This is a genomic window from Geoalkalibacter subterraneus, from assembly GCF_000827125.1.
In the GTDB taxonomy this organism is placed as follows: domain Bacteria; phylum Desulfobacterota; class Desulfuromonadia; order Desulfuromonadales; family Geoalkalibacteraceae; genus Geoalkalibacter_A; species Geoalkalibacter_A subterraneus.
Map to the genome: position 1 here is coordinate 2,363,263 of NZ_CP010311.1, position 19,103 is coordinate 2,382,365.

Below are 19,103 nucleotides of genomic sequence, written 5' to 3' on the forward strand. Positions count from 1 at the left end.
ATTTATCGGCGGCGAACCGCCGGAATAGAAATTTCTGAACAAAATCTTGGGAAAAGCTTAAAAAAGGCGGCTCCATGCAGGAAACCGCCCTTTTAGGTCAAACGAAAAGACTTCAGGCCCCGGCAGCCGGAGTCGCAGCGGATTCTTCCTTTTCGGCAGCAGCTGCCTCGGCCGCCTGCTCTTCATCCGCCTCGGCACCTTCGGCCTCGGCCCGGAGTTCCGCTTCACGATTTTTGACGCCGTCAAGACAGGCATCTGCCATGCGTGAGGCAAACAGGCGAATGGCGCGAATCGCATCGTCATTGCCGGGGATGATGTAGTCAATATCGTCAGGGTCGCAGTTGGTGTCAACCACCGCTACGACCGGAATGCCGAGTTTGCGGGCTTCTTTGACCGCGATGTGCTCTTTTTTGGGGTCGATCACAAACAAGGCACCGGGAAGCTTGGTCATGCTTTTGATGCCGCCGAGACTTCTTTCGAGCTTTGCGCGCTCACGTTCGAGCTGCAGAACTTCCTTCTTGGTCAGCAGGTCATAAGTGCCGTCCTCGGCCATGGCCTCAATCTTCTTGAGGCGATCGATACTCCCCTTGATCGTCACGAAGTTGGTCAGCATGCCGCCGAGCCAGCGGTTGTTGACAAAATACTGGTCGCAGCGCTGCGCTTCCTCGCTGATGGAATCCTGCGCCTGTTTCTTGGTGCCGACAAAGAGGATCTTGTCGCCGTTTTTGACTGTTTCGGACAGAAAATTGTAAGCGGTTCTGAAGTAGCGAACCGTTTTCTGCAGGTCGATAATGTAAATACCGTTGCGGGCGCCAAAAATGTAAGGCTTCATTTTCGGGTTCCAGCGACGGGTCTGGTGTCCGAAATGGACACCGGCTTCAAGCAGTTGTTTCATTGAAACGTGAGCCATGGTGTTTCTCCTGTTTTGCGGGTTAATGTTCCTCCGTCCTCTTCGCAACTTTCGCGACCGGTCGCCTGCCGGCACCCCACGAAAACAATCCAAGGACGTGCGTAATGAATAACCACAAGTCTATATCATGTGGAAAGCGGCTACTGCAAGTAAAAAATAGGCAATTTGGCGGTTTACAAGGGTGAAGAACTGGACTAATATTTCGCGCTATGGGACTCTTTGCCGCGCGACACCGCTATATCCTGCGTGAAATTCTTGCTCCTTTCGCATTGGGGCTGGCGATCTTCACATTCATTCTGTTGATGGGACGCCTGCTGCGACTGGTGGAGCTTGTTCTCAACAAGGGCGTGCCGCTTATAGACATCATCAAGCTGTTTGTCTTTCTGCTGCCCTCTTTTCTGGTCCTGACCCTGCCCCTCGCATTCCTGCTGGGTGTTCTTCTCGGCTTCGGCAGGCTTTCTACCGACTCCGAGATCATCGCCCTTAAATCATCGGGCATCAGTCTTTATGACATGTCAAAGCCTGTCCTTGCGCTGAGCCTCGTTGTCAGCCTGGCCACCGGAGTGCTGTCGGTTTGGGCTCATCCGCACGGCAAACGCGCCTTCAAAGAGCAGGTGTTTCATATCGCCCACAATCGCGCGACCATTGGCATCGAACCCCGGGTATTCAACGATGAGTTTGATGGACTCGTGCTCTACGCAAATGATGTCGAGGATAATAGCGGCCTTTTGAAGGGCCTGTTCATTTCGGATCAACGTATGGCGCAGGAGCCATCAATCATCATCGCCGATCAGGGGCGGGCCATTCCTGACCCCGATAAACTGACCCTGAACCTTCGCCTGCGCGATGGCACCATACACCGGCAACTTGACCGCAAAAAAGATGAGGCCTATCAGATTATCGACTTTGACAGCTACGACGTTCAGCTCGATCTTGGCTCTCAACTGCGTGACATCAGCGAGCGTCGGGTCAAGGAAAGTGAATTGAGCTTCAGCGAACTGCAATCGCTGATTTCAGAGTCCGAAGGAACGCAGCGCAACGCCTATCTTGTCGAGCACCATCAGCGCCTGGCTCTTGCGCCGGCGGCGACCCTGCTTGCCATCATCGGCATTCCTCTCGGGATTCAGTCGCGGCGATCGGGACGAGGCGGCGGCTTTGCCCTCGCTCTGATGGTCTTTCTTGCTTACTACCTGCTTTTTTCTTTTGCCCAGGCATTGGGAGCCGAGGGGATCATGCCGCCCTGGCTTGTCATGTGGCTGCCCAACATCGCCTTTTTGATCTCGGGGATCTGGCTGCTGCACTTTACGGCGCAGGAGAAAAAAATGACCGCCTTTGAGCGTTTCGATGAATGGAAGCGACGCCAGTTACAACGAATCAGGCGCAGGAGGCTTGATTGAACCGCATCAACCGCTATCTTCTGAAAAGTTTTTTCCATATCTTCATTCTGGCCCTGACCACTTTCATCGGGCTCTACCTGCTCATCGATTTTTTTGAAAAAGTCGACGATCTTCTTGAATACAAGGCGGGACTGGACCTTTCTCTTTCCTATTTTGCCTTGAAAATTCCCCTGATTTTCTCCCAGGTCTGTCCGATGGCAGTCCTGATGGCGGTTTTTATGACCATTGGCGGGCTGGCCCGCACCAGCGAATTAACAGCCCTGCATGCGGGTGGCGTCAGCCTGGCACGCATAGCAGCGCCCCTGATCGCAACCGCCTGGATGATTTCTCTTCTTCTACTGCTGGTCAACGAAAACCTGGTTCATTCCAGTGTCCGCACCATGAACCACATCTGGGACGCACAAATCAAAGGGGAACAAAGCCTGTCTTTTAAAAGCGACCGGCTGTGGCTGCGCGAAGGCAACAGGATCATCAACATCCAGACAGCCGATCCTGATCGGGAACAACTCAATGGCGTGTCCCTTTTTCGCTTTAACGAAGATTTCAGACTTCTTGAACGGTTTTCAGCGGACCAGGCAACATTCAATGAAGGGGGCTGGCAGGTTGAGGGCGGTCTGCTCTACCGTTTCAATCCGGAAAGTGGGGAAATGAGCGAGACAGTGCGCCTTGACCAGCAATTTCTGCCGCTGGATAAGTCTCCGCAGGATTTTCGGATTGTTGAACGGAAAGCAGAAGAGATGAATTTCAAGCAGCTGCGCTCTCATGCCCGAAAGCTGCGCGCTGAAGGCTACGATTCAACCCGCTTGCGAGTCGATATGCATAATCGCCTGGCTTCCCCCTTTGCCGCCCTGATCATGGCATTTATCGGCATACCCTTTGCCCTGCAGAGAAGGCGCGGCAGCAGCATCGCTCTTGGAGTGGCCATCACCATAGCCATCGGTTTCGGCTATCATGTTCTCCAGGCCATATGCCTCGCCCTGGGCTATGCTGAACTGCTGCCCGCCATCGTCGCCGCCTGGGTGACCAACCTGATATTTCTGCTGTTCGGACTTTGGCTGCTGATGAGAGAGACATCGGCCTGACACACGTCACGCCCGGGGGCCATCGCTTGCCAAATGCTGACAATCTGCTTGACTGTCTGCCACGATCTCAGTGCGGAAGTGCCGCACCAAAAACAGGGAGGTTGCCATGCACCGGATGATGTCGGCTTTGATATTATTGGTAAGTTTTCTGAGTGTTTCGAGCTTTTCAGCCGAAATTGTCTCCCTGGCACCGAACACCGGGGAACCAGGCACAAAGGTGACTTTGAAGGGGGGGCCTTTCAGCCCTGAAAGCCGGATCGAATTCGGAGGTGAGGCACTCTCCCCACGGCTCCTGTCGGAAAGTCGTGTGACCTTCCTGGTTCCGGAGGTACCGGCGGGAGATTACCGCATCACCGTCAGGGATGGGCAAGAAAGCAACGATTCCGTTTTTTTCTTCCGCGTTACAGATCCCGCACCCTGGGTCCATGAAGTATCGCCATCGGACATCGACATCTGCTCGCTGGACGGCGAGCGGCGCATCACCATCGAAGGCCGGAATTTCCATACCGAAGCACAGGTCCTGCTGGACGATGCCGCAATTCAACCGCAACAGATTACTGCAGAGCAGATCGTTGTGCAGCTTCCCGAACTCGAAGGCGGGCGTCACCTTCTGCAGGTGGTCAACCCCGATGGCAGCAGAACACTGCCCCAGGCACTGCGGGTCAACAGCATACCCGAAATCCACTCCGCTTCATCCGGAGAGGATCATGTCAATTCCTACCAGGTCATTCTGACCGGTAAAAATTTCCAATACGACTCCCACCTGCGGGTTAATGGGAAGCGGGTGGAAAAGGCGGCGCAGCAACGCCCGGGCGCTGATGCCCTTGAATACGTCGACTGCACCACCTTGATCTACACCCGCTACCCGGTCTCACGGGAACTGCGCCGCATATCACTCCAGGTGGTCAACCCCGGCGGCGAACAGAGCCCGGTGTTCCATGCGACCATGCCTTGACTGATCACGCAGCCAGGACTTAATAGCGATAATGTTCCGGCTTGTACGGGCCTTCTTTCGGGACACCGATGTAACCGGCCTGCTCGTCACTCAACTCAGTCAGCATGGCCCCAAGTTTGGTGAGTTGCAGCCGCGCCACCTTTTCATCCAGATACTTCGGCAGAATATAGACTCCGATGGGATAGCGGTCGGGATGGTTCCACAATTCAATCTGTGCCAGGACCTGGTTGGCGAAAGATGACGACATGACATAGGAGGGATGGCCGGTGGCGCAGCCCAGGTTGACCAGTCGCCCTTCAGCCAGGAGAATGATGCGCCGCCCGTCCGGCAGGATGATGTGATCAACCTGCGGCTTGATATTTTCCCATTCATACTGGCGCATGGCGGCCACCTCGATTTCATTGTCGAAATGACCGATATTGCACACGATGGCGTTGTTCTTCATCTGTACCATGTGGTCGTGGGTAATGACATTGATATTGCCGGTGGTGGTTACGAAAATATCGGCTTTATCCGCCGCGTACTCCATAGTCACAACCTTGTAGCCCTCCATGGCAGCCTGCAAGGCGCAGATAGGATCGATTTCCGTCACCCAGACCTGGGCCTGCAATCCCCGCAATGCCTGGGCACAGCCCTTGCCGACTTCCCCGTAACCGCAGACGACAGCGACCTTGCCGGCAATCATCACGTCGGTGGCGCGCTTGATGCCGTCCACCAGGGACTCGCGACACCCGTAGATATTGTCGAACTTGCTTTTGGTCACCGAGTCGTTGACGTTGATGGCCGGGAAACGAAGCCGTCCCTCCTGATGCATCTGGTAGAGACGATGAACACCGGTGGTCGTCTCTTCGGTCACGCCCCGGATATTTCCTGCAACCCGTGAGTACCAATCAGGCTGAGATGCGAGCCGCTTATTGATGGCGGCAAAAAGATAACGCTCTTCCTCACAGGTCGGGTTGGATGTGACGGAGGGGTTTTTTTCCGCAGCACATCCCAGGTGCAGCAACAAGGTCGCATCACCGCCATCGTCGAGAATCATGTTGGCTTTCTCACCGTCTTCCCAGTCGAAAATGCGATGGGTGAAATCCCAATACTCTTCCAGCGATTCCCCTTTATAGGCAAACACCGGGATGTCCTGGGCAGCAATTGCCGCCGCGGCATGGTCCTGGGTTGAAAAGATGTTGCATGAGGCCCAGCGCACCTCGGCACCAAGCGCCACCAGGGTTTCGATCAGCACCGCGGTCTGGATGGTCATGTGCAGTGAGCCGGCGATACGAGCTCCGCGCAGCGGCTTGCTTTCAGCGTATTCCTGGCGGATAGCCATCAGCCCGGGCATTTCCGTTTCGGCAATGTTCATCTCCTTGCGACCCCAGTCGGCAAGGCCGATATCATGAACAATATATTCCGGGCTGGATGTTGAACTTTTCTGCATGTTGTAGATCTCCTTTAGTGCTTTTAAAGTGAAATAACCGCTTGAGCGTGTCCGGCTATCGCTGGATGATTTCGAGATGAAGTCGAATACGAATCAATGTTTATTGCAGAGAGAAGGTTGCGGTGTGCAAACGGCCACTCTGCAACTCTTTTAACTGAAGGCGAAGCTGGGCGGGCGTATCGGCTTCAGCAGGGAAAAACAGGAAACCCCGCCCCAGAATTCCGGCATCAATCGCCTCGTTACGCAACTCTTTGTTGCCGAGATCACGCGCAATGCGACGTCCGGCGTCATTGTCCCCCAGCTCCTGAGCGCCACCGAAAACAGCGCCTCCGGCGCCGCCGAGGGCCGCACCCTTGGCAGCGGCTGTGCCGACATTTTCACCGGTCAACACACCGATCGCGGCCCCAAGAAGAGCGCCGCCAGTTGCACCCAGCACTCCGCTGCGCCCGGCGCTGCCGGCAATCCGGGAGTATTCGGAACTCTTTTCGACCCGTTCGTAGGCTGAACGGCTGTCAAGCACATTCCACAAAACACCCTGCGCGTCAATAAGAAAGGTCTGTTCAGGGACAATACGCAGGGAGGTCTCCCCCTGGTTGTCGATCACGACCTGAACAGGCTCAATCCCGGCATTGACAATATCAAAGCCGAACGCATCCTCAGCCGCGCTTTTGTCAGGGTAAGCCTGGGCGGCAACCTGAGCGCCCGCCATGACCTGCATGTTGGGATAGGCAGAAGGAATCTTGAACCCAACTTCCTGACTTTTATAGGTGTTACAGGAAAAAAGCAGCGTGAGAACCGCCAAAGCGAGCAACCCACCGATCTTCTTCTGAATAGTCATATCCGTTTCTCCCTGGTGAAAGACCGGATCGATCATCCGGCCATTGCGTCAGTCTTGGGCTGAAATGTTCCGCCCCCATAATGATAACGACCCTCGTTGCAATCAGCAACTTTTCTCCCGTTGCAAAAAAAACGGACCTCCGAAAAGGTCCGTTTTTTATCACTCAATTGAGGCAAGGATTAAAGACCGGCGCGTTTGCGCAGCGAGTCGATCCGGTCTGTTTTTTCCCAGGTGAAGTCAGCTTCAGATCGACCGAAATGCCCATAAGCCGCAGTTTTTCGGTAAATGGGGCGCAAAAGATCCAGCGTTTCGATAATGGCGCGGGGGCGCATATCGAACTCTTCGCGCACGATACGGGCAATATCGTTGGATTCAATGCGGCCGGTGCCGAAAGTGTTGATCATGACCGAAACCGGTTCGGCGACGCCGATGGCGTATGCCAACTGTACCTCGCACTTGTCCGCAATACCTGCAGCCACCACATTCTTGGCAACATAGCGCGCCATATAGGAGGCGCTGCGGTCGACCTTTGACGGATCCTTGCCGGAAAAAGCACCGCCACCATGGGAGCCCTGCCCGCCGTAGGTATCGACAATGATTTTACGTCCCGTCAAACCACAGTCACCCATAGGCCCGCCGACCACGAAACGCCCCGTCGGATTGATGAAATACTTGGTGTTTTCATCCAGCAATTCCGCCGGGATGACCTTGTTGACCACCTCTTCCACAATGCCTTCGCGAAGGGTTTCGTAGGTCACGTCAGGCGCATGCTGGGAAGAGACAACCACGGCATCGACACGAATCGGCTTGCCATTGATATACTGCACAGAAACCTGCGCCTTGCCGTCGGGGCGCAGGAAGGTCAGCAGGCCGGATTTGCGTACCTCTGACAGGCGTTTGGTCAGACCGTGGGCGAAAACGATGGGCATCGGCATGAGCTGCGGTGTCTCGTTGCAGGCGTAGCCGAACATCAGCCCCTGGTCTCCAGCGCCCTGCTCTTTATACATGCCCTCGCCTTCCGTGACCCCCTGGGAGATATCGGGAGACTGACGATCAATGCTGGTCAGCACCGCACAGGTCTCATAGTCGAACCCCATGGCGCTGTCATCGTAGCCGATCTCTTTGATTGTCTCGCGCACCACATCCGCATAATCAACGCGGGCTGTTGTGGTGATTTCACCGGCGATAACCGCCATGCCCGTGCTCACCATGGTTTCGCAGGCGACACGTGCATTCGGATCCTGAGCCAGGATAGAGTCAAGGATTCCGTCGGAAACCTGGTCGGCAACTTTATCGGGGTGCCCCTCGGTCACGGACTCGGAAGTAAAAAGAAAATCAGTCATACCCATGGGGTTTCTCCTTTGCTGAGCAAACGATATAAAAAATTACCTAACTACGCGATCGGCTTAAAAAAGTCAAGAAATTCAGACGACCAATCAGATTGCAGGCGGGCCGAATATATCGGGAAAGCGGTGCGCCATGTCCTCTTCCATGTAGCGATTCACCTCATGAGCCGTGGGCAGCTTCAGAAGCTGTTCCAGCACATCGACACCCACCTGACGGCTGATCTGGCGAATGACCCGTTTAACGCGGGGAATGCAGGCTGCGTTCATGGACAGTTCCGTAAAGCCAAATCCAAGCAGAATGGGCGCATACAGAGGCTCGGCCGCCATCTCTCCGCACATGCCGACCCGGATCCCGGCGCGACGCCCGGCATCACAGACCAGTTTAATCGCACGCAGAATGGCCGGATGAAGGGGCTCGTACAAGTAGGCAACGTGCTCGTTGCCGCGATCGACCGCAAGGCAATACTGGATGAGATCATTGGTGCCGATGGAAAAGAAATCGACCTCCTCCGCCAGCAGATCTGCGACCAACGCGGCGGAAGGCGTTTCGATCATGATGCCGATTTCCACATCTTCATCAAAGGGTTGGTTTTCCTGCAGCAGTTCTGCACAGACTTCGTCAAGAAGAGCACGGCACTGTCGCATTTCAGCGACCCCACTGATCATGGGAAACATGATGCGAGTACACCCGAAAGCCGAGGCACGCAGGATAGCGCGCAGCTGCTGCTTGAATAAACGGCGTTCTTTAAGGGAAAACCGGACGGCCCTGAGTCCCATTGCGGGGTTGGCTTCGTCGGCCAGGTTGATTTCGGGCACAAATTTGTCCCCGCCCACATCAAGGGTGCGTATCGTCACAGGTGCAGGAATCATCTTCTGCACCATGTCGCGATAAACCTTGAACTGCTCCTCTTCCGAGGGCGGCTCCGACCGGTTGAGAAAAAGAAATTCGGTTCGAAACAAACCGATCCCTTCTCCACCATGAGCGATTACTGCGGGGATTTCCTGGCTCAGCTCGATATTGCCGCGCAATACAACGAGATGCCCGTCCGTCGTCTCTGCCGGAAGATCGCGATAGCTTTCAAGTTCCTTTTCCAGGTATTCAAAAGCCTGCTTTTTGGCCAGATATTCTTTGAACGTTTCCGGGCTCGGATTCAGGATGACTGTGCCGGCGTTGCCGTCGATGACAATCGGTGTTCCAGGCCGCACCAGGGCGCTGACATTTTCAAGGCCGATGACTGCGGGGATTTCAAGCGAGCGGGCAAGAATTGCCGTATGCGAGGTCCGCCCACCGACATCGGTCACAAAGCCGGTCACCTTCTCCCGGTCGATCTGCATGGTGTCCGCGGGAGAAAGCTGGTGTGCGACGACAACGGCTTTGCGCTCGATTTCGCTGAGATTCTTCTCCCCTTCACCAAGAAGGTTTCGCATCAGGCGTTCGCCGATGGAATCGATGTCACTGCGGCGGTCGCGCAGATATTCATCCTCGATGGAATCGAAGAATTCGCGGAATTTATCCAGGGTACGCTTCAGGGCGCTTTCAGCATTGAGGCTGTGCTGCTCGATGTGCTCGATCGTGCCGTCCACAAGCATTTCATCTTCAAGGATGAGCAGATGAGTATCGATGATATAGACATGGTCACGCAAGCGGGCAGAGGTAACGCTGGCTTTGAGTTCAAGCAACTGACGCCGGGAATCTTCCAGCGCCCGGCGAAACCGGGCAATCTCATCCGGAACCTGCTTGGCCGGCACGCGCCGGTCGACGATCCCGCGACGCGCGCGGTTGTAGAGGAAGCTTTCACCGATGGAAATCCCGGGTGAAACACCGAGGCCCACCAGAAAAGTATCCATCGGGATGTTAGAGTTCTCCGAATCCGTCATTGATCAACTGTCCCAGGGTTTCCATCGCTTGCTGTTCATCGTCACCGTCGATCACCAGAGTAATGCGGCTGCCTTGAGCGGCCGCCAGCATCAGGATTCCCATGATGCTCTTGCCGTTGACCTCAACGGCATCTTTTTTGACGGTAATCTCGGAACGAAAACGATTGCAGGATTGAACCAGCTGAGCCGCAGCTCGAGCGTGTAATCCAAGTTTATTTTTTATGATAAATTCCTTGTTGATCATCTAAAAATTTCCCTCACAAAAAAAGGCCGAGGCCGATCAAAGTCAGAGTGCTCACCAGAATCAGCACCAGATTCGAAACTCCCTTCCTCGCAAGCCAGCCCAGAAGGACAACCAGAAAGGGGAAAAGAAATCCCCATGCCGCGGAAAACTGAATCTGCCTCATATGCATGAAAGTCAGGTAAGCGCCAAGCCCCCCCAGCAAAACCACGGTGGTTTCTTTGGCGCGAATGGCCAAGTCCGGAAAGTGGCGACCCTGAACCACGTCCACCAGCCGCACACCTTTGCCATAACCATGCCGGAAACCGACGACCCGGGTCCAGAGATGGGGCAGGTTGAAACACAGCAGAAAAACAAAGGGCGCCCACAATGACCCTTTGAACGCAAAAAACAGGGCAACGACCGCCGCCAACGGCCGGATCCCTCCCCAGAACAGGGCGTCTCCCATGGCAGCGAAGGGGATCATGACCATCTCCTTGAACTCAGCCGGGCCGACCGGCGGCTGTTGTCCGGCAGCGACAGTCTCCTCCAGGGCAACCGTGGTGCCGAAAACCGCAGACGCCATATAGGGGTGCGTGTTGAAATACGCCAGGTGGCGTGCGCAGGCCGCTGACAGATCCTCGCCACGGTAAAGGTGACGCAGGGCGGGGGCAATGACATAGAGCGCCCCAAGGTTCTGCATGCGCTCGAAATTCCAGCTGGCCTGCAGCAAAAAGGCGCGCAGCATGACCCGCAGAAGAGTCCCGCGAGGAACCCGTTTAATGGTACAGGGTTGCGTCATACTCCCTCACTTCAGGGCAGAATCAACCACATCAAAAGGAAAGCCGTGACAAAGGAAGCGCTGAAGAGCGTCACAGCACGGCTGACATTGATGGCGGCAAGAATTGTTGCCGTTCCCACCAGTGGAAATGCCAGCAGCAGCCATCCCTTCATCTGTGTCACCGTATCGAGTAGATCGAGACCGATCAGATAAATAACGATCCACCCCGGCACAACGATCCCTGCATATGCAAGAAAGCTCGCCAGGGCAAAATGGACAAGACCGAGCAAGTGCCATTTTTCAATGGCATGCGTCTGTCCGGCGGCAACCCCTTTTTCAACACGGCGCAGCAGATCGGCATTGCGCTCCCGCACATAGCGATCGAACATCTGTCCCACCTTACCGAAGGGCATCGCCGTCAACAGGCAGAAAAGCGCCCAGGCGGTGGGCGATCCATCAAACCGGGAAGCGGCGGCAACCGAGAGCACCGTCGCAGCCACCGTCACCTGGGTGTCATCGGGCGGGATTGCGGCACCAACCGGAAGTCTCCCCAGCCATAACAGCTCGACCAGGGCGCCGATCTGCAGACCGACCCATGCATCGCCGAGAACAAACCCGGTCAACGGGCCCGCGACGATGGGGCGGGAAATCATAAGCTGAAAAGCCGCGGTCCGATCAAGGCCGAGGACAACGGCAATCAGCGACCCAGTGAAAAATTCGCTCCAAGGCATATCAATCCGGTATGTTACGGATCAGCTTTCTCCAGTTCTGTCCTCGATCCGCAGGCACGCACCGCGAGACAATTTCCACCCCCTCGCGCTCAAGCTGGCGAAGGTTTTCAATGTCTTCACGGTCCAGATGAATGGTGCAGGAAAAAGCAACCGTCTCTTTTCCCTTGTGCATATTGCCGAGATTGAGTTGCGTAAAGGGCACCCCCTGCCGGTGAGCACGCAATGCGTCCGAGGAGGAAGCAAAAAGCAGAAGAATGCGATAAGAGGAAAACCGAGTGCTGCTGGACAGGTCCCGACTGATCTCATCCACCGTGCCGACCACCACTTTGAGGGACCGCGGCACGGAAGCCTCCACCATCATGCGCCTGATCGCGGAAGAAGCCAGTTCATCGTTTGCCACCAGGATGCAGGTTGCGTGAGTGTGGGGCACCCAGGCTTCAAGGACCTGGCCGTGAACCAGGCGATTATCGACACGCGCCAGAACGATGCTCATCGCGAGTGCTCCTCAGCGATCAAGAAAATCACTGGCCAGGGCCATGCTTTGCTGCCCATAAGCCTTGAGCATTGCTGCAAGCTGCGATACGTCCAGGTCTTCACGACTATTGAAAAATTTCAACACCATCGGGAGGTTGACCCCGGTGAGAACTTCAATCTGTCCCGGCTCCAAAAAAGAGATCGCCAGATTGGCAGGAGTCCCGCCGAACAGGTCTGTCATAATCAGAACCCCTTCGCCATCAACACGCACCGCTTCGATGGCGGCGGCAAGAGCCGACCTCGCATCCTCAACACTGTCCTCTCGCTGAATACAGACCGCTTCAGCCTCTTCGATGGGGCCGACGATCATCTCGGTCGCCCTCAGCATTTCCAGCGCTAATCCCGCATGGCTGGCGATCACCAGTCCAATCATACTTCACCTCTTCTCGATGTCGCGATGGCCGACCTCAACCACAAACCCCTGCCCCGCAAGGAAAGGGCGTAACACCTCGGCAATAGAGACGCTGCGATGTCGTCCGCCAGTGCAGCCGATGGAAATGGTCAGGTAGCTTTTCCCCTCCCGGCGATAATGAGGGAGAAGAAACCCGAGCATGTCACGCAGCTTCACCAGAAATTCCGTGGCCGCCTCCTGCTGCAGGACGTAATCCCGCACGCCCGGATTCAAGCCCGTCTGCGGGCGCAGGGCTTCGATAAAATGGGGGTTGGGAAGAAACCTGACATCAAAGACAAGGTCCGATTCGACCGGAATCCCGTAACGAAAGCCGAAGGACTGAACCTTGACCATCAGCGGTAGAGGCCCGTCAGCGCCGAGGACAGACTGTTGAACCTGGTCACGCAGTTGATGAACGGTCAAGGCGGAGGTATCGAACACCTTCGTTGCGAGACGCTTGAACCCCGCCATCAGTTCACGTTCCCGGGTTATTCCTTCGAGTACGCCTTCCTGACGGGCCAGCGGATGGCGGCGACGGGTCTCTGAGTAACGCCGGATCAAAACCGGATCGGATGCTTCAAAGAATAGAATTTCCAGCGGATGACCCGCCTGTCGGACCGCATTCAGGGTCGATTCGTAGTCCGCGAGAAAGTCCCGGTTGCGAATGTCGATCACCACCGCCACTTTCGGGGTGAACCGCACCCCCTGTTCCGTCAGCTCAAGAAAGCGGGGCAACATGGCCAACGGTAGATTGTCGACCACGAAAAAGCCCTCATCCTCCAGCACACTGGCGGCACTGGACTTGCCGGAACCCGACAGGCCGGTGATAATCAAGACCCTTTTATCTGTCATTCCAGGTTATCCCCAATGATCGTGTGGGAGTGAAGACGTGCTGTCTCGGCCATTCGCTGTTCGAGGCGATCCTGAAACTCGCGCGCGCTGTGATATCCCATCTCCTTGAGAAGCTGGTTGCGGGCCGCGACCTCGACAATCGTGGTAATGTTGCGCCCCGGTCTGACCGGAACACGCTGCAGGGGAATCGGGATATTGAGCAGAGTCAGCGTTTCTTCTTCGAGGCCGAGCCGGTCATACTCGCAATCCGCCTCCCACTCAACCAGTTCAATCACCAGATCGATCTTTTTACGTTCGCGGATGGCGGCGACCCCGAACAGATGCTTGATGTTGATAATTCCCAGCCCCCTGATCTCCATATGATAATGGAGCAGATCGATCCCCTCGCCGAACAGAACGGCGGGCAGTTTCGATCTGACTTTGACAACATCGTCGGCCACCAACCGGTGCCCGCGCAGAATCAGGTCAAGCGCACATTCACTTTTGCCGATCCCACTTTTGCCCATGAGCAGAACGCCCACACCCAGCACATCAACCAGAACGCCATGCGTAATGGTGGAGGGGAGCAACCGTTCTTCCAGAAATTTTGTAATCAGGGAGATGAAAATGGAACTTTGATGGTGAGTGCGCAGAAGCGGGATGCCACGCTGTGCCGCCTCCTTGATCAATGTTTCAGGGGGGTCCTGTCCTTTGGTAATGATGAAACAACAGACATCAAGGGCACAGATATTGGCGATGTTTCGCCCGGCTTTTTCCGGTGAAAGCTGGGCAAGGTAGGTCAATTCGGTCGACCCCAGAACCTGGATGCGGTCAGGGTGAAGATTGGTGGTATAGCCGGCCAGAGCCAGCCCCGGTTTCTGGATCCGCGGCATACTGACGCGCTTCTCCAAACCGACCTCTCCAGCCAGGAGTTCAAGATCAAGACCGGCTTCCTCTTCGCCGAGAAGTTCTTTAATGCTGAGTTCAGCCATAACTCACTGGTCAAGAAGAGTTGAATACCATCAGTAAAGCAGTAGTCTAACAGGCTTAAGCCTCTACGTCACAGGTTTTGCTCTTCATCGGCAATGATACGATGAATTTCCTCAGTGCTCTCCGCCCCCATCAACTTCTCCCGGGCTGGAATATTTTTGAGCAGTTTGGAAATGCGGGCAAGTGTTTTGAGGTGAACGCCGACGGAGTCTTCAGGGGCAATCAGCAGAAAGAAGAGATGCGCCGGACGCCCGTCCATGGAATCAAAATCCACACCGCCCCGACTGCGTCCGAAGGACAGCATGAGATGATCGATTTTCTTGAGTTTGCCATGGGGGATGGCAACGCCGTCCCCGATTCCGGTACTCCCCAACCGTTCGCGCTCTTTCAGGACGCGGATGACCTCATCGCGATCGATCCCTTTTTCAACCGACAGCAGCGCATCGGTCAAGGTTTCCAGAACTTTGGGCTTATCATCGGCCCGCAGGTCGGCAACGATCGCCCCGGGTTGCAATATATCGGAAATTTTCATGATGATGTGTCGGGCTCCTGATGACCCGATTCGCGGGCTGTCTCGCAGCGAATCAACGCAATGGGGGAAGAGAACAGATCCCCTTCCCCCATTGCGCGGGCCATGTCAAAAAATTCAAGATGCCTGAGGAATAATCAGGCCGTAATTACCATCTTTGCGGCGATAGACAACATTGATGTCTTCTGATTCGTCATCGGTGAATACCAGAAAATCCTTATGCATCAGGTCCATCTGCATGACCGCCTCTTCAACGGACATAGGCTTCACCGGGAAGCTGTGGCTGCGCACGATGACCGGCTCCTTGCCGCTCTCTTCAAAGCTTTCGGCTGCAAAAATCGATTTCCGGATCTGGCGCTCACGCCCGGAAGAAGGCTTGTGATTCTTGAGCTTTTCCTTATAACGCTTCAATTGCCGCTCGATTTTGTCTACGACCGCGTCAATGGCCGCATACATGTCATTGGTTTCTTCACTGCCCTTAATCGTCACACCTTTAGCGACCAGGGATACTTCGGCACGGTGGCGGATTTTCTTCTCGACACTCATGACAACCTGTGCATCGATGGGCTCCTCGATGTACTTCTTGACACGTTCGAGTTTTTCTTCCGCGTAATCGCGCAGAGGATCGCTGGTTTCCATGTGTCTGAACGTCACGGCAATCTGCATAAATCAACCTCCTGATGTGAAACGATCTTCGAATGAAGTCTTATTGATATTATAACCGCTAACGCCGGTCTCGCACGTGTATGCGGTTTTGCCACCGGTTCCAATTCGGGAACAAATCAATTCCGGATGAGAACCGACCTTTTATTCCTCCCCCACCGGGGATGTCTGGACACCAGCTAAAAGAGACGTTTACGCTCGGTGGAAGAACCGATGCCGAGCATCTCGCGGTATTTGGTCACCGTTCGTCGAGCTATATTGATGTTGTCTTTTTTGAGCAGATCGACAATTTTCTGATCTGAGTAGGGCTTTTTGGGGTTTTCTCCGGCGACGATTTCCTTGATGCGGCTCTTGACGCTTTCCGACGCAATGGAGCCGCCTCCCGTAGTATGAATCCCACTGTTGAAAAAATATTTAAGTTCAAAAAGCCCCTGCGGGGTTTGAACATACTTGTTGGTCGTCACACGGCTTATGGTCGATTCGTGCATCTCAATGTCTTCAGCGACGTCACGCAGGACCAGCGGTTTGAGATAATCGATCCCTTTTTCAAAAAATTCACGCTGAAACTTGACAATGCTCTTGGTCACTTTGTAGATCGTCCGCTGCCGCTGGTGGATGCTTTTGATCAGCCAGACGGCGCTGCGCAACTTCTCCTGAATGTATTCGCCGGCTTTTTCATCGACCAGAGAGTCGTTGGTCATTGCATTGCGATAGAAGGAATTGATGCGCAGGTTGGGCAAGCCTTCATCGTTAAGGACGACCACGAATTCATCGCCGATTTTATATACGAAGATATCGGCAGTAATGTACTGCACATCTTCCTGGTTATACTGTCGCCCGGGACGCGGATCGAGATTGGAGATGATCCGTGCAGCTTCAAAAACCTCATCGAGGCTGACCCCCAGAGCTTTGGCAATAGCAGGGTATTTGCGGTTCTCCAGTTCGTGGATATGATCACGCAGAATGATTCCGACGATGGAGTCCCCCATATCAAGGCTTTCGGCCTGACGCAACAGGCACTGCTGTAGATCGGGGGTTGCGATGCCGGGAGGATCAAACTCCTGTACCAGCTCCAGGGCTTTTTGTGCGGTCTCAAGGTCGCAGTCGCACGCCTCGGCGACCTCCTCCAGGGTGGCCTTGAAAAAACCGTCCTCATCGAGATTGCCGATAACTTCCGTCGCGACTGCGCGGATCCGGTCATCAACCCGGGAGAGGTTGAGCTGCCACATCAGGTGATCGGTCAGGGTGGATTTTTTGGTCAGCAGATTCTCGTAGGAAGGGCGGTCCTCATCATCTTCATAACTATCGGCAACGGACCCACCGAGATTGTACCCCTCAAGATATGTCTGCCAGTCAATGTCGTTGACGCCTTCACCGTCACCTTTGATTTCCGTGGCCGATTCCTGATCAGCTTCTGTGCCGGCCTCACTCGCCCCATCAACAGCTTCCTTCGCCTCTGCGGCTTCCTGCTCCGCCTCTTCCTCCTGCCCTTCATCGAGGATAGGGTTTTCCTCCAGCTCCTGCTGCACCACGTCGAGCAACTCCATGCGTGAGAGTTGCAGAAGCTTGATGGCTTGCTGCAATTGGGGTGTCATCACCAATTGCTGGCTCAGTTTTAATTGTTGGCGTATTTCAAGGGCCATATCTAATTATTCCGCTAAAATTCCTTAAAGATTGATTCCATTTAAACCCTATTTGAGCCGCAAAGGCCAGAAAAAATTCAGCCATTCCGCCTTCTAGAGGGCGAATTTCTCACCCAGGTAAACCTGGCGCGCCAGAGGGCTGTCGGCAATCTGCTGCGGAGAACCAAACTCGAGGATGCGCCCTTCACTCAGGATGTAGGCACAGTCACAAACTCCCAGTGTCTCTCGGACATTGTGATCGGAGATCAGAACCCCGATTTTGCGGTGCACCAGCTGGGCGATTGTTTTTTGAATGTCGAGAACCGCAATAGGGTCGATGCCGGCAAAAGGTTCATCAAGCAGGATAAAAGAGGGCTCCAGCACCAGCGCGCGGGCAATTTCAACGCGCCGCCTTTCTCCACCGGAGAGGGCATATCCATAGGAACGCGCGATGTGGGTAACGCCAAAATCCTCCAATAACTGATCGCAGCGCTGTCGCCTTTTCCGCAGAGGCAAACCGAGGGTCTCAAGAATGGCCAGCAGGTTGTCCTCCACCGTCATCTTGCGGAAAATGGAGGCTTCCTGCGGCAGGTAGGATATGCCGGCCCGGGCTCTCAGATACATGGGCCACTGCGTGATATCCTTATCGTCAAGAAAGACCTTTCCCTGATCGGGACGGGTTAACCCCACAACCATGTAAAACGAGGTGGTCTTTCCCGCGCCGTTGGGACCAAGGAGGCCCACAACCTGACCCGATTCGACAGAGAGGTCGACGCTACGCACCACCTGACGCCCACGATAGGATTTACACAACCCCTTCGCTTCGAGCCGGTGCGCCATTATTGCGTACCGTCCTTCTCATCCTTGGGGTGAAAGATTGCGCGAACCCGGGAAGAGCCCTCCCCCCGTACAGTACTGCGATTTTCATTGAGAAAGACCGTGATTTCATCCCCCTCGACGAAATCATCCCCTTCGGTTATGCGGGGCGATCCGGTCAACACAATAATGGCCTGCTGCTGATGCATCACACCGTGTTCACCTGTCGCAACACGATTACCCTGCTCGATCCGCACGCCGCCTTCCGCTTCGATGCGCTCAATAACCTCTGAATTCTGATCGAAAAAAATCCGCAGCTGATCAGCCTCGATGGTCAGATCTCCCTGCCGGGCGACAGCATCGCCGGTAAAGAAAATGCGCCGCGGATCGCTCAGAGCCTCCATGCTCTCGGAAGTGACTTTAACAGGCTCTTTATCGGAAAAACCGAGGGGCTCGGCTCCATGCACCCAAACAGGAGCCCCGCAAAGAGCGACCAGAAAAACCAGACACAGACGAATCATTCAGCTTGCCTTCCCATCAACCGTCCATCGATATGAGCTTCAACTTCCTGCGGAATCTCCAGAACGCGGTTGTCTACGTTCAGACGTAAACCACGTCCGGCCACATCAAAACCATCAAAAAGAATCCTGACCGGATCTTCAGAAGTGATAAGGCGCCGGGCGTCATCATAAAACAGACGTTCGCCTGTCAATGTATAGCCTGAGGCACTCTCCACCCGCACATCATCCCAGACTTCAAGCTCCCGTGTCTCAGTATTGACTTCACCATGACGGGCGGACAGGAAGATATTGCCGGATTCGCCTTCCTCGTTGAAAAAGATCACGCGTGGATTGGCGATCCGTGTGCGGGCCTGATCTTTGTGGTAGCCGGCTGAATCAGCCACGATGGTCCACTGTTTTTGTCCCTTGCGGGTTTCGGTGTACTCGAACTGCCCAAGGGAAAGATCAGCAACCACTTCCTCGTCTGCATTTTCGGGAGCGGGCGTTCTGGCCTGAAAATTCAGAACAACTACGACCGCAAGAATCAAGATAACCGCAACCAGAAGAATTGCGGGCCAATGTCGACTTTGGATTTTTTTAATCATCAGGCTTTCCAGTATACCACCGACACAATCTGATGTAAAGCGGCGCAGAAGC

The 19,103-nt window shown here is 54.8% G+C and carries 21 protein-coding genes; 3 read left to right on the forward strand and 18 right to left on the reverse strand.

Going from position 1 to position 19,103, the window contains the following annotated elements; genetic code table 11:
- Window positions 1–112: 112 nt before the first annotated feature.
- Window positions 113–910 carry a 30S ribosomal protein S2 gene (gene rpsB, locus GSUB_RS10980; protein ID WP_040200821.1) on the reverse strand — a complete coding sequence of 266 codons (798 nt, stop codon included), beginning with the start codon at window positions 908–910 and terminating at the stop codon, window positions 113–115.
- Window positions 911–1,119: 209 nt separating this feature from the next.
- Between rpsB and lptF the strand changes: the two genes are divergently transcribed.
- The 3 genes from lptF to GSUB_RS10995 all read left to right on the forward strand — a co-directional run bounded on the left by lptF (window position 1,120) and on the right by GSUB_RS10995 (window position 4,344).
- Entirely contained in the window at window positions 1,120–2,307 is a 1,188-nt protein-coding gene (gene lptF / locus GSUB_RS10985; RefSeq protein WP_052464864.1) for an LPS export ABC transporter permease LptF, read from the forward strand.
- Complete coding sequence (lptG, locus tag GSUB_RS10990; protein WP_040200822.1) at window positions 2,304–3,389, forward strand: LPS export ABC transporter permease LptG; 1,086 nt, start codon at window positions 2,304–2,306, stop codon at window positions 3,387–3,389. The genes lptF and lptG overlap by 4 nt, the downstream gene beginning before the upstream one ends.
- Window positions 3,390–3,507: 118 nt before the next feature.
- Window positions 3,508–4,344: an IPT/TIG domain-containing protein gene (locus GSUB_RS10995; RefSeq protein ID WP_235269948.1), complete on the forward strand. Its 837-nt coding sequence runs from the start codon at window positions 3,508–3,510 to the stop codon at window positions 4,342–4,344.
- Window positions 4,345–4,363: 19 nt separating this feature from the next.
- Here GSUB_RS10995 and ahcY read toward each other — a convergent pair whose 3' ends face one another.
- From ahcY to lptC, 17 genes are all read right to left on the reverse strand, one after another.
- Entirely contained in the window at window positions 4,364–5,776 is a 1,413-nt protein-coding gene (ahcY, locus tag GSUB_RS11000; protein ID WP_040200824.1) for an adenosylhomocysteinase, read from the reverse strand.
- Window positions 5,777–5,876: 100 nt separating this feature from the next.
- A complete protein-coding gene (locus tag GSUB_RS11005) occupies window positions 5,877–6,614 on the reverse strand; it encodes a hypothetical protein (protein ID WP_052465074.1) in 738 nt (245 codons plus the stop codon).
- Between the two features lie 179 nt (window positions 6,615–6,793).
- The gene (metK, locus tag GSUB_RS11010) at window positions 6,794–7,963 is read right to left on the reverse strand and encodes a methionine adenosyltransferase (RefSeq protein WP_040200825.1); all 1,170 of its coding nucleotides are present in this window, start codon (window positions 7,961–7,963) and stop codon (window positions 6,794–6,796) included.
- 87 nt (window positions 7,964–8,050) lie between these two features.
- Window positions 8,051–9,808 carry a phosphoenolpyruvate--protein phosphotransferase gene (ptsP, locus tag GSUB_RS11015; RefSeq protein WP_040200826.1) on the reverse strand — a complete coding sequence of 586 codons (1,758 nt, stop codon included), beginning with the start codon at window positions 9,806–9,808 and terminating at the stop codon, window positions 8,051–8,053.
- 7 nt (window positions 9,809–9,815) lie between these two features.
- Window positions 9,816–10,082 (reverse strand): HPr family phosphocarrier protein, encoded by a 267-nt coding sequence (locus GSUB_RS11020; RefSeq protein ID WP_040200827.1) that lies wholly within the window; start codon window positions 10,080–10,082, stop codon window positions 9,816–9,818.
- A 13-nt stretch (window positions 10,083–10,095) separates the two neighbouring features.
- A complete protein-coding gene (locus GSUB_RS11025; protein WP_052464865.1) occupies window positions 10,096–10,860 on the reverse strand; it encodes a PTS system mannose/fructose/sorbose family transporter subunit IID in 765 nt (254 codons plus the stop codon).
- A gap of 11 nt (window positions 10,861–10,871) precedes the next feature.
- Window positions 10,872–11,570: a PTS sugar transporter subunit IIC gene (locus tag GSUB_RS11030; RefSeq protein ID WP_040200828.1), complete on the reverse strand. Its 699-nt coding sequence runs from the start codon at window positions 11,568–11,570 to the stop codon at window positions 10,872–10,874.
- Between the two features lies 1 nt (window position 11,571).
- Window positions 11,572–12,063: a PTS sugar transporter subunit IIB gene (locus GSUB_RS11035; protein ID WP_052464866.1), complete on the reverse strand. Its 492-nt coding sequence runs from the start codon at window positions 12,061–12,063 to the stop codon at window positions 11,572–11,574.
- A 12-nt stretch (window positions 12,064–12,075) separates the two neighbouring features.
- Window positions 12,076–12,477: a PTS sugar transporter subunit IIA gene (locus GSUB_RS11040; RefSeq protein ID WP_040200829.1), complete on the reverse strand. Its 402-nt coding sequence runs from the start codon at window positions 12,475–12,477 to the stop codon at window positions 12,076–12,078.
- Between the two features lie 3 nt (window positions 12,478–12,480).
- Window positions 12,481–13,347, reverse strand: coding sequence for an RNase adapter RapZ (gene rapZ, locus GSUB_RS11045; protein WP_040200830.1), 867 nt, complete (start codon window positions 13,345–13,347; stop codon window positions 12,481–12,483).
- Window positions 13,344–14,318 carry an HPr(Ser) kinase/phosphatase gene (gene hprK, locus GSUB_RS11050; protein ID WP_040200831.1) on the reverse strand — a complete coding sequence of 325 codons (975 nt, stop codon included), beginning with the start codon at window positions 14,316–14,318 and terminating at the stop codon, window positions 13,344–13,346. The genes rapZ and hprK overlap by 4 nt, the downstream gene beginning before the upstream one ends.
- 68 nt (window positions 14,319–14,386) lie before the next feature.
- Window positions 14,387–14,848, reverse strand: coding sequence for a PTS sugar transporter subunit IIA (locus GSUB_RS11055; RefSeq protein WP_040200832.1), 462 nt, complete (start codon window positions 14,846–14,848; stop codon window positions 14,387–14,389).
- 114 nt (window positions 14,849–14,962) lie between these two features.
- Entirely contained in the window at window positions 14,963–15,511 is a 549-nt protein-coding gene (gene hpf, locus GSUB_RS11060) for a ribosome hibernation-promoting factor, HPF/YfiA family (RefSeq protein WP_040200833.1), read from the reverse strand.
- Between the two features lie 176 nt (window positions 15,512–15,687).
- Entirely contained in the window at window positions 15,688–17,151 is a 1,464-nt protein-coding gene (rpoN, locus tag GSUB_RS11065) for an RNA polymerase factor sigma-54 (RefSeq protein ID WP_040200834.1), read from the reverse strand.
- 93 nt (window positions 17,152–17,244) lie between these two features.
- Window positions 17,245–17,970 carry an LPS export ABC transporter ATP-binding protein gene (gene lptB, locus GSUB_RS11070; protein ID WP_040200835.1) on the reverse strand — a complete coding sequence of 242 codons (726 nt, stop codon included), beginning with the start codon at window positions 17,968–17,970 and terminating at the stop codon, window positions 17,245–17,247.
- Window positions 17,970–18,467 carry a lipopolysaccharide transport periplasmic protein LptA gene (lptA, locus tag GSUB_RS11075; protein WP_052464867.1) on the reverse strand — a complete coding sequence of 166 codons (498 nt, stop codon included), beginning with the start codon at window positions 18,465–18,467 and terminating at the stop codon, window positions 17,970–17,972. Before lptA ends, lptB begins: the two co-directional genes overlap by 1 nt.
- A complete protein-coding gene (lptC, locus tag GSUB_RS11080; protein ID WP_040200836.1) occupies window positions 18,464–19,051 on the reverse strand; it encodes an LPS export ABC transporter periplasmic protein LptC in 588 nt (195 codons plus the stop codon). Before lptC ends, lptA begins: the two co-directional genes overlap by 4 nt.
- Between the last annotated feature and the right edge of the window lie 52 nt (window positions 19,052–19,103).

Bases quoted from the DNA above. Each gene is read 5' to 3' on its own strand.
- rpoN (WP_040200834.1), bottom strand. From the start codon at position 17,151: ATGGCCCTTGAAATACGCCAACAATTAAAACTGAGCCAGCAATTGGTG.
- GSUB_RS10995 (WP_235269948.1), top strand. From the start codon at position 3,508: ATGTCGGCTTTGATATTATTGGTAAGTTTTCTGAGTGTTTCGAGCTTT.
- rpsB (WP_040200821.1), bottom strand. From the start codon at position 910: ATGGCTCACGTTTCAATGAAACAACTGCTTGAAGCCGGTGTCCATTTC.
- ahcY (WP_040200824.1), bottom strand. From the start codon at position 5,776: ATGCAGAAAAGTTCAACATCCAGCCCGGAATATATTGTTCATGATATC.
- GSUB_RS11020 (WP_040200827.1), bottom strand. From the start codon at position 10,082: ATGATCAACAAGGAATTTATCATAAAAAATAAACTTGGATTACACGCT.
- lptC (WP_040200836.1), bottom strand. From the start codon at position 19,051: ATGATTAAAAAAATCCAAAGTCGACATTGGCCCGCAATTCTTCTGGTT.
- ptsP (WP_040200826.1), bottom strand. From the start codon at position 9,808: ATGGATACTTTTCTGGTGGGCCTCGGTGTTTCACCCGGGATTTCCATC.
- lptA (WP_052464867.1), bottom strand. From the start codon at position 18,467: ATGATTCGTCTGTGTCTGGTTTTTCTGGTCGCTCTTTGCGGGGCTCCT.
- lptB (WP_040200835.1), bottom strand. From the start codon at position 17,970: ATGGCGCACCGGCTCGAAGCGAAGGGGTTGTGTAAATCCTATCGTGGG.
- GSUB_RS11055 (WP_040200832.1), bottom strand. From the start codon at position 14,848: ATGAAAATTTCCGATATATTGCAACCCGGGGCGATCGTTGCCGACCTG.
- rapZ (WP_040200830.1), bottom strand. From the start codon at position 13,347: ATGACAGATAAAAGGGTCTTGATTATCACCGGCCTGTCGGGTTCCGGC.
- hprK (WP_040200831.1), bottom strand. From the start codon at position 14,318: ATGGCTGAACTCAGCATTAAAGAACTTCTCGGCGAAGAGGAAGCCGGT.
- GSUB_RS11005 (WP_052465074.1), bottom strand. From the start codon at position 6,614: ATGACTATTCAGAAGAAGATCGGTGGGTTGCTCGCTTTGGCGGTTCTC.
- hpf (WP_040200833.1), bottom strand. From the start codon at position 15,511: ATGCAGATTGCCGTGACGTTCAGACACATGGAAACCAGCGATCCTCTG.
- GSUB_RS11025 (WP_052464865.1), bottom strand. From the start codon at position 10,860: ATGACGCAACCCTGTACCATTAAACGGGTTCCTCGCGGGACTCTTCTG.
- GSUB_RS11040 (WP_040200829.1), bottom strand. From the start codon at position 12,477: ATGATTGGACTGGTGATCGCCAGCCATGCGGGATTAGCGCTGGAAATG.
- lptF (WP_052464864.1), top strand. From the start codon at position 1,120: ATGGGACTCTTTGCCGCGCGACACCGCTATATCCTGCGTGAAATTCTT.
- metK (WP_040200825.1), bottom strand. From the start codon at position 7,963: ATGGGTATGACTGATTTTCTTTTTACTTCCGAGTCCGTGACCGAGGGG.
- GSUB_RS11035 (WP_052464866.1), bottom strand. From the start codon at position 12,063: ATGAGCATCGTTCTGGCGCGTGTCGATAATCGCCTGGTTCACGGCCAG.
- GSUB_RS11030 (WP_040200828.1), bottom strand. From the start codon at position 11,570: ATGCCTTGGAGCGAATTTTTCACTGGGTCGCTGATTGCCGTTGTCCTC.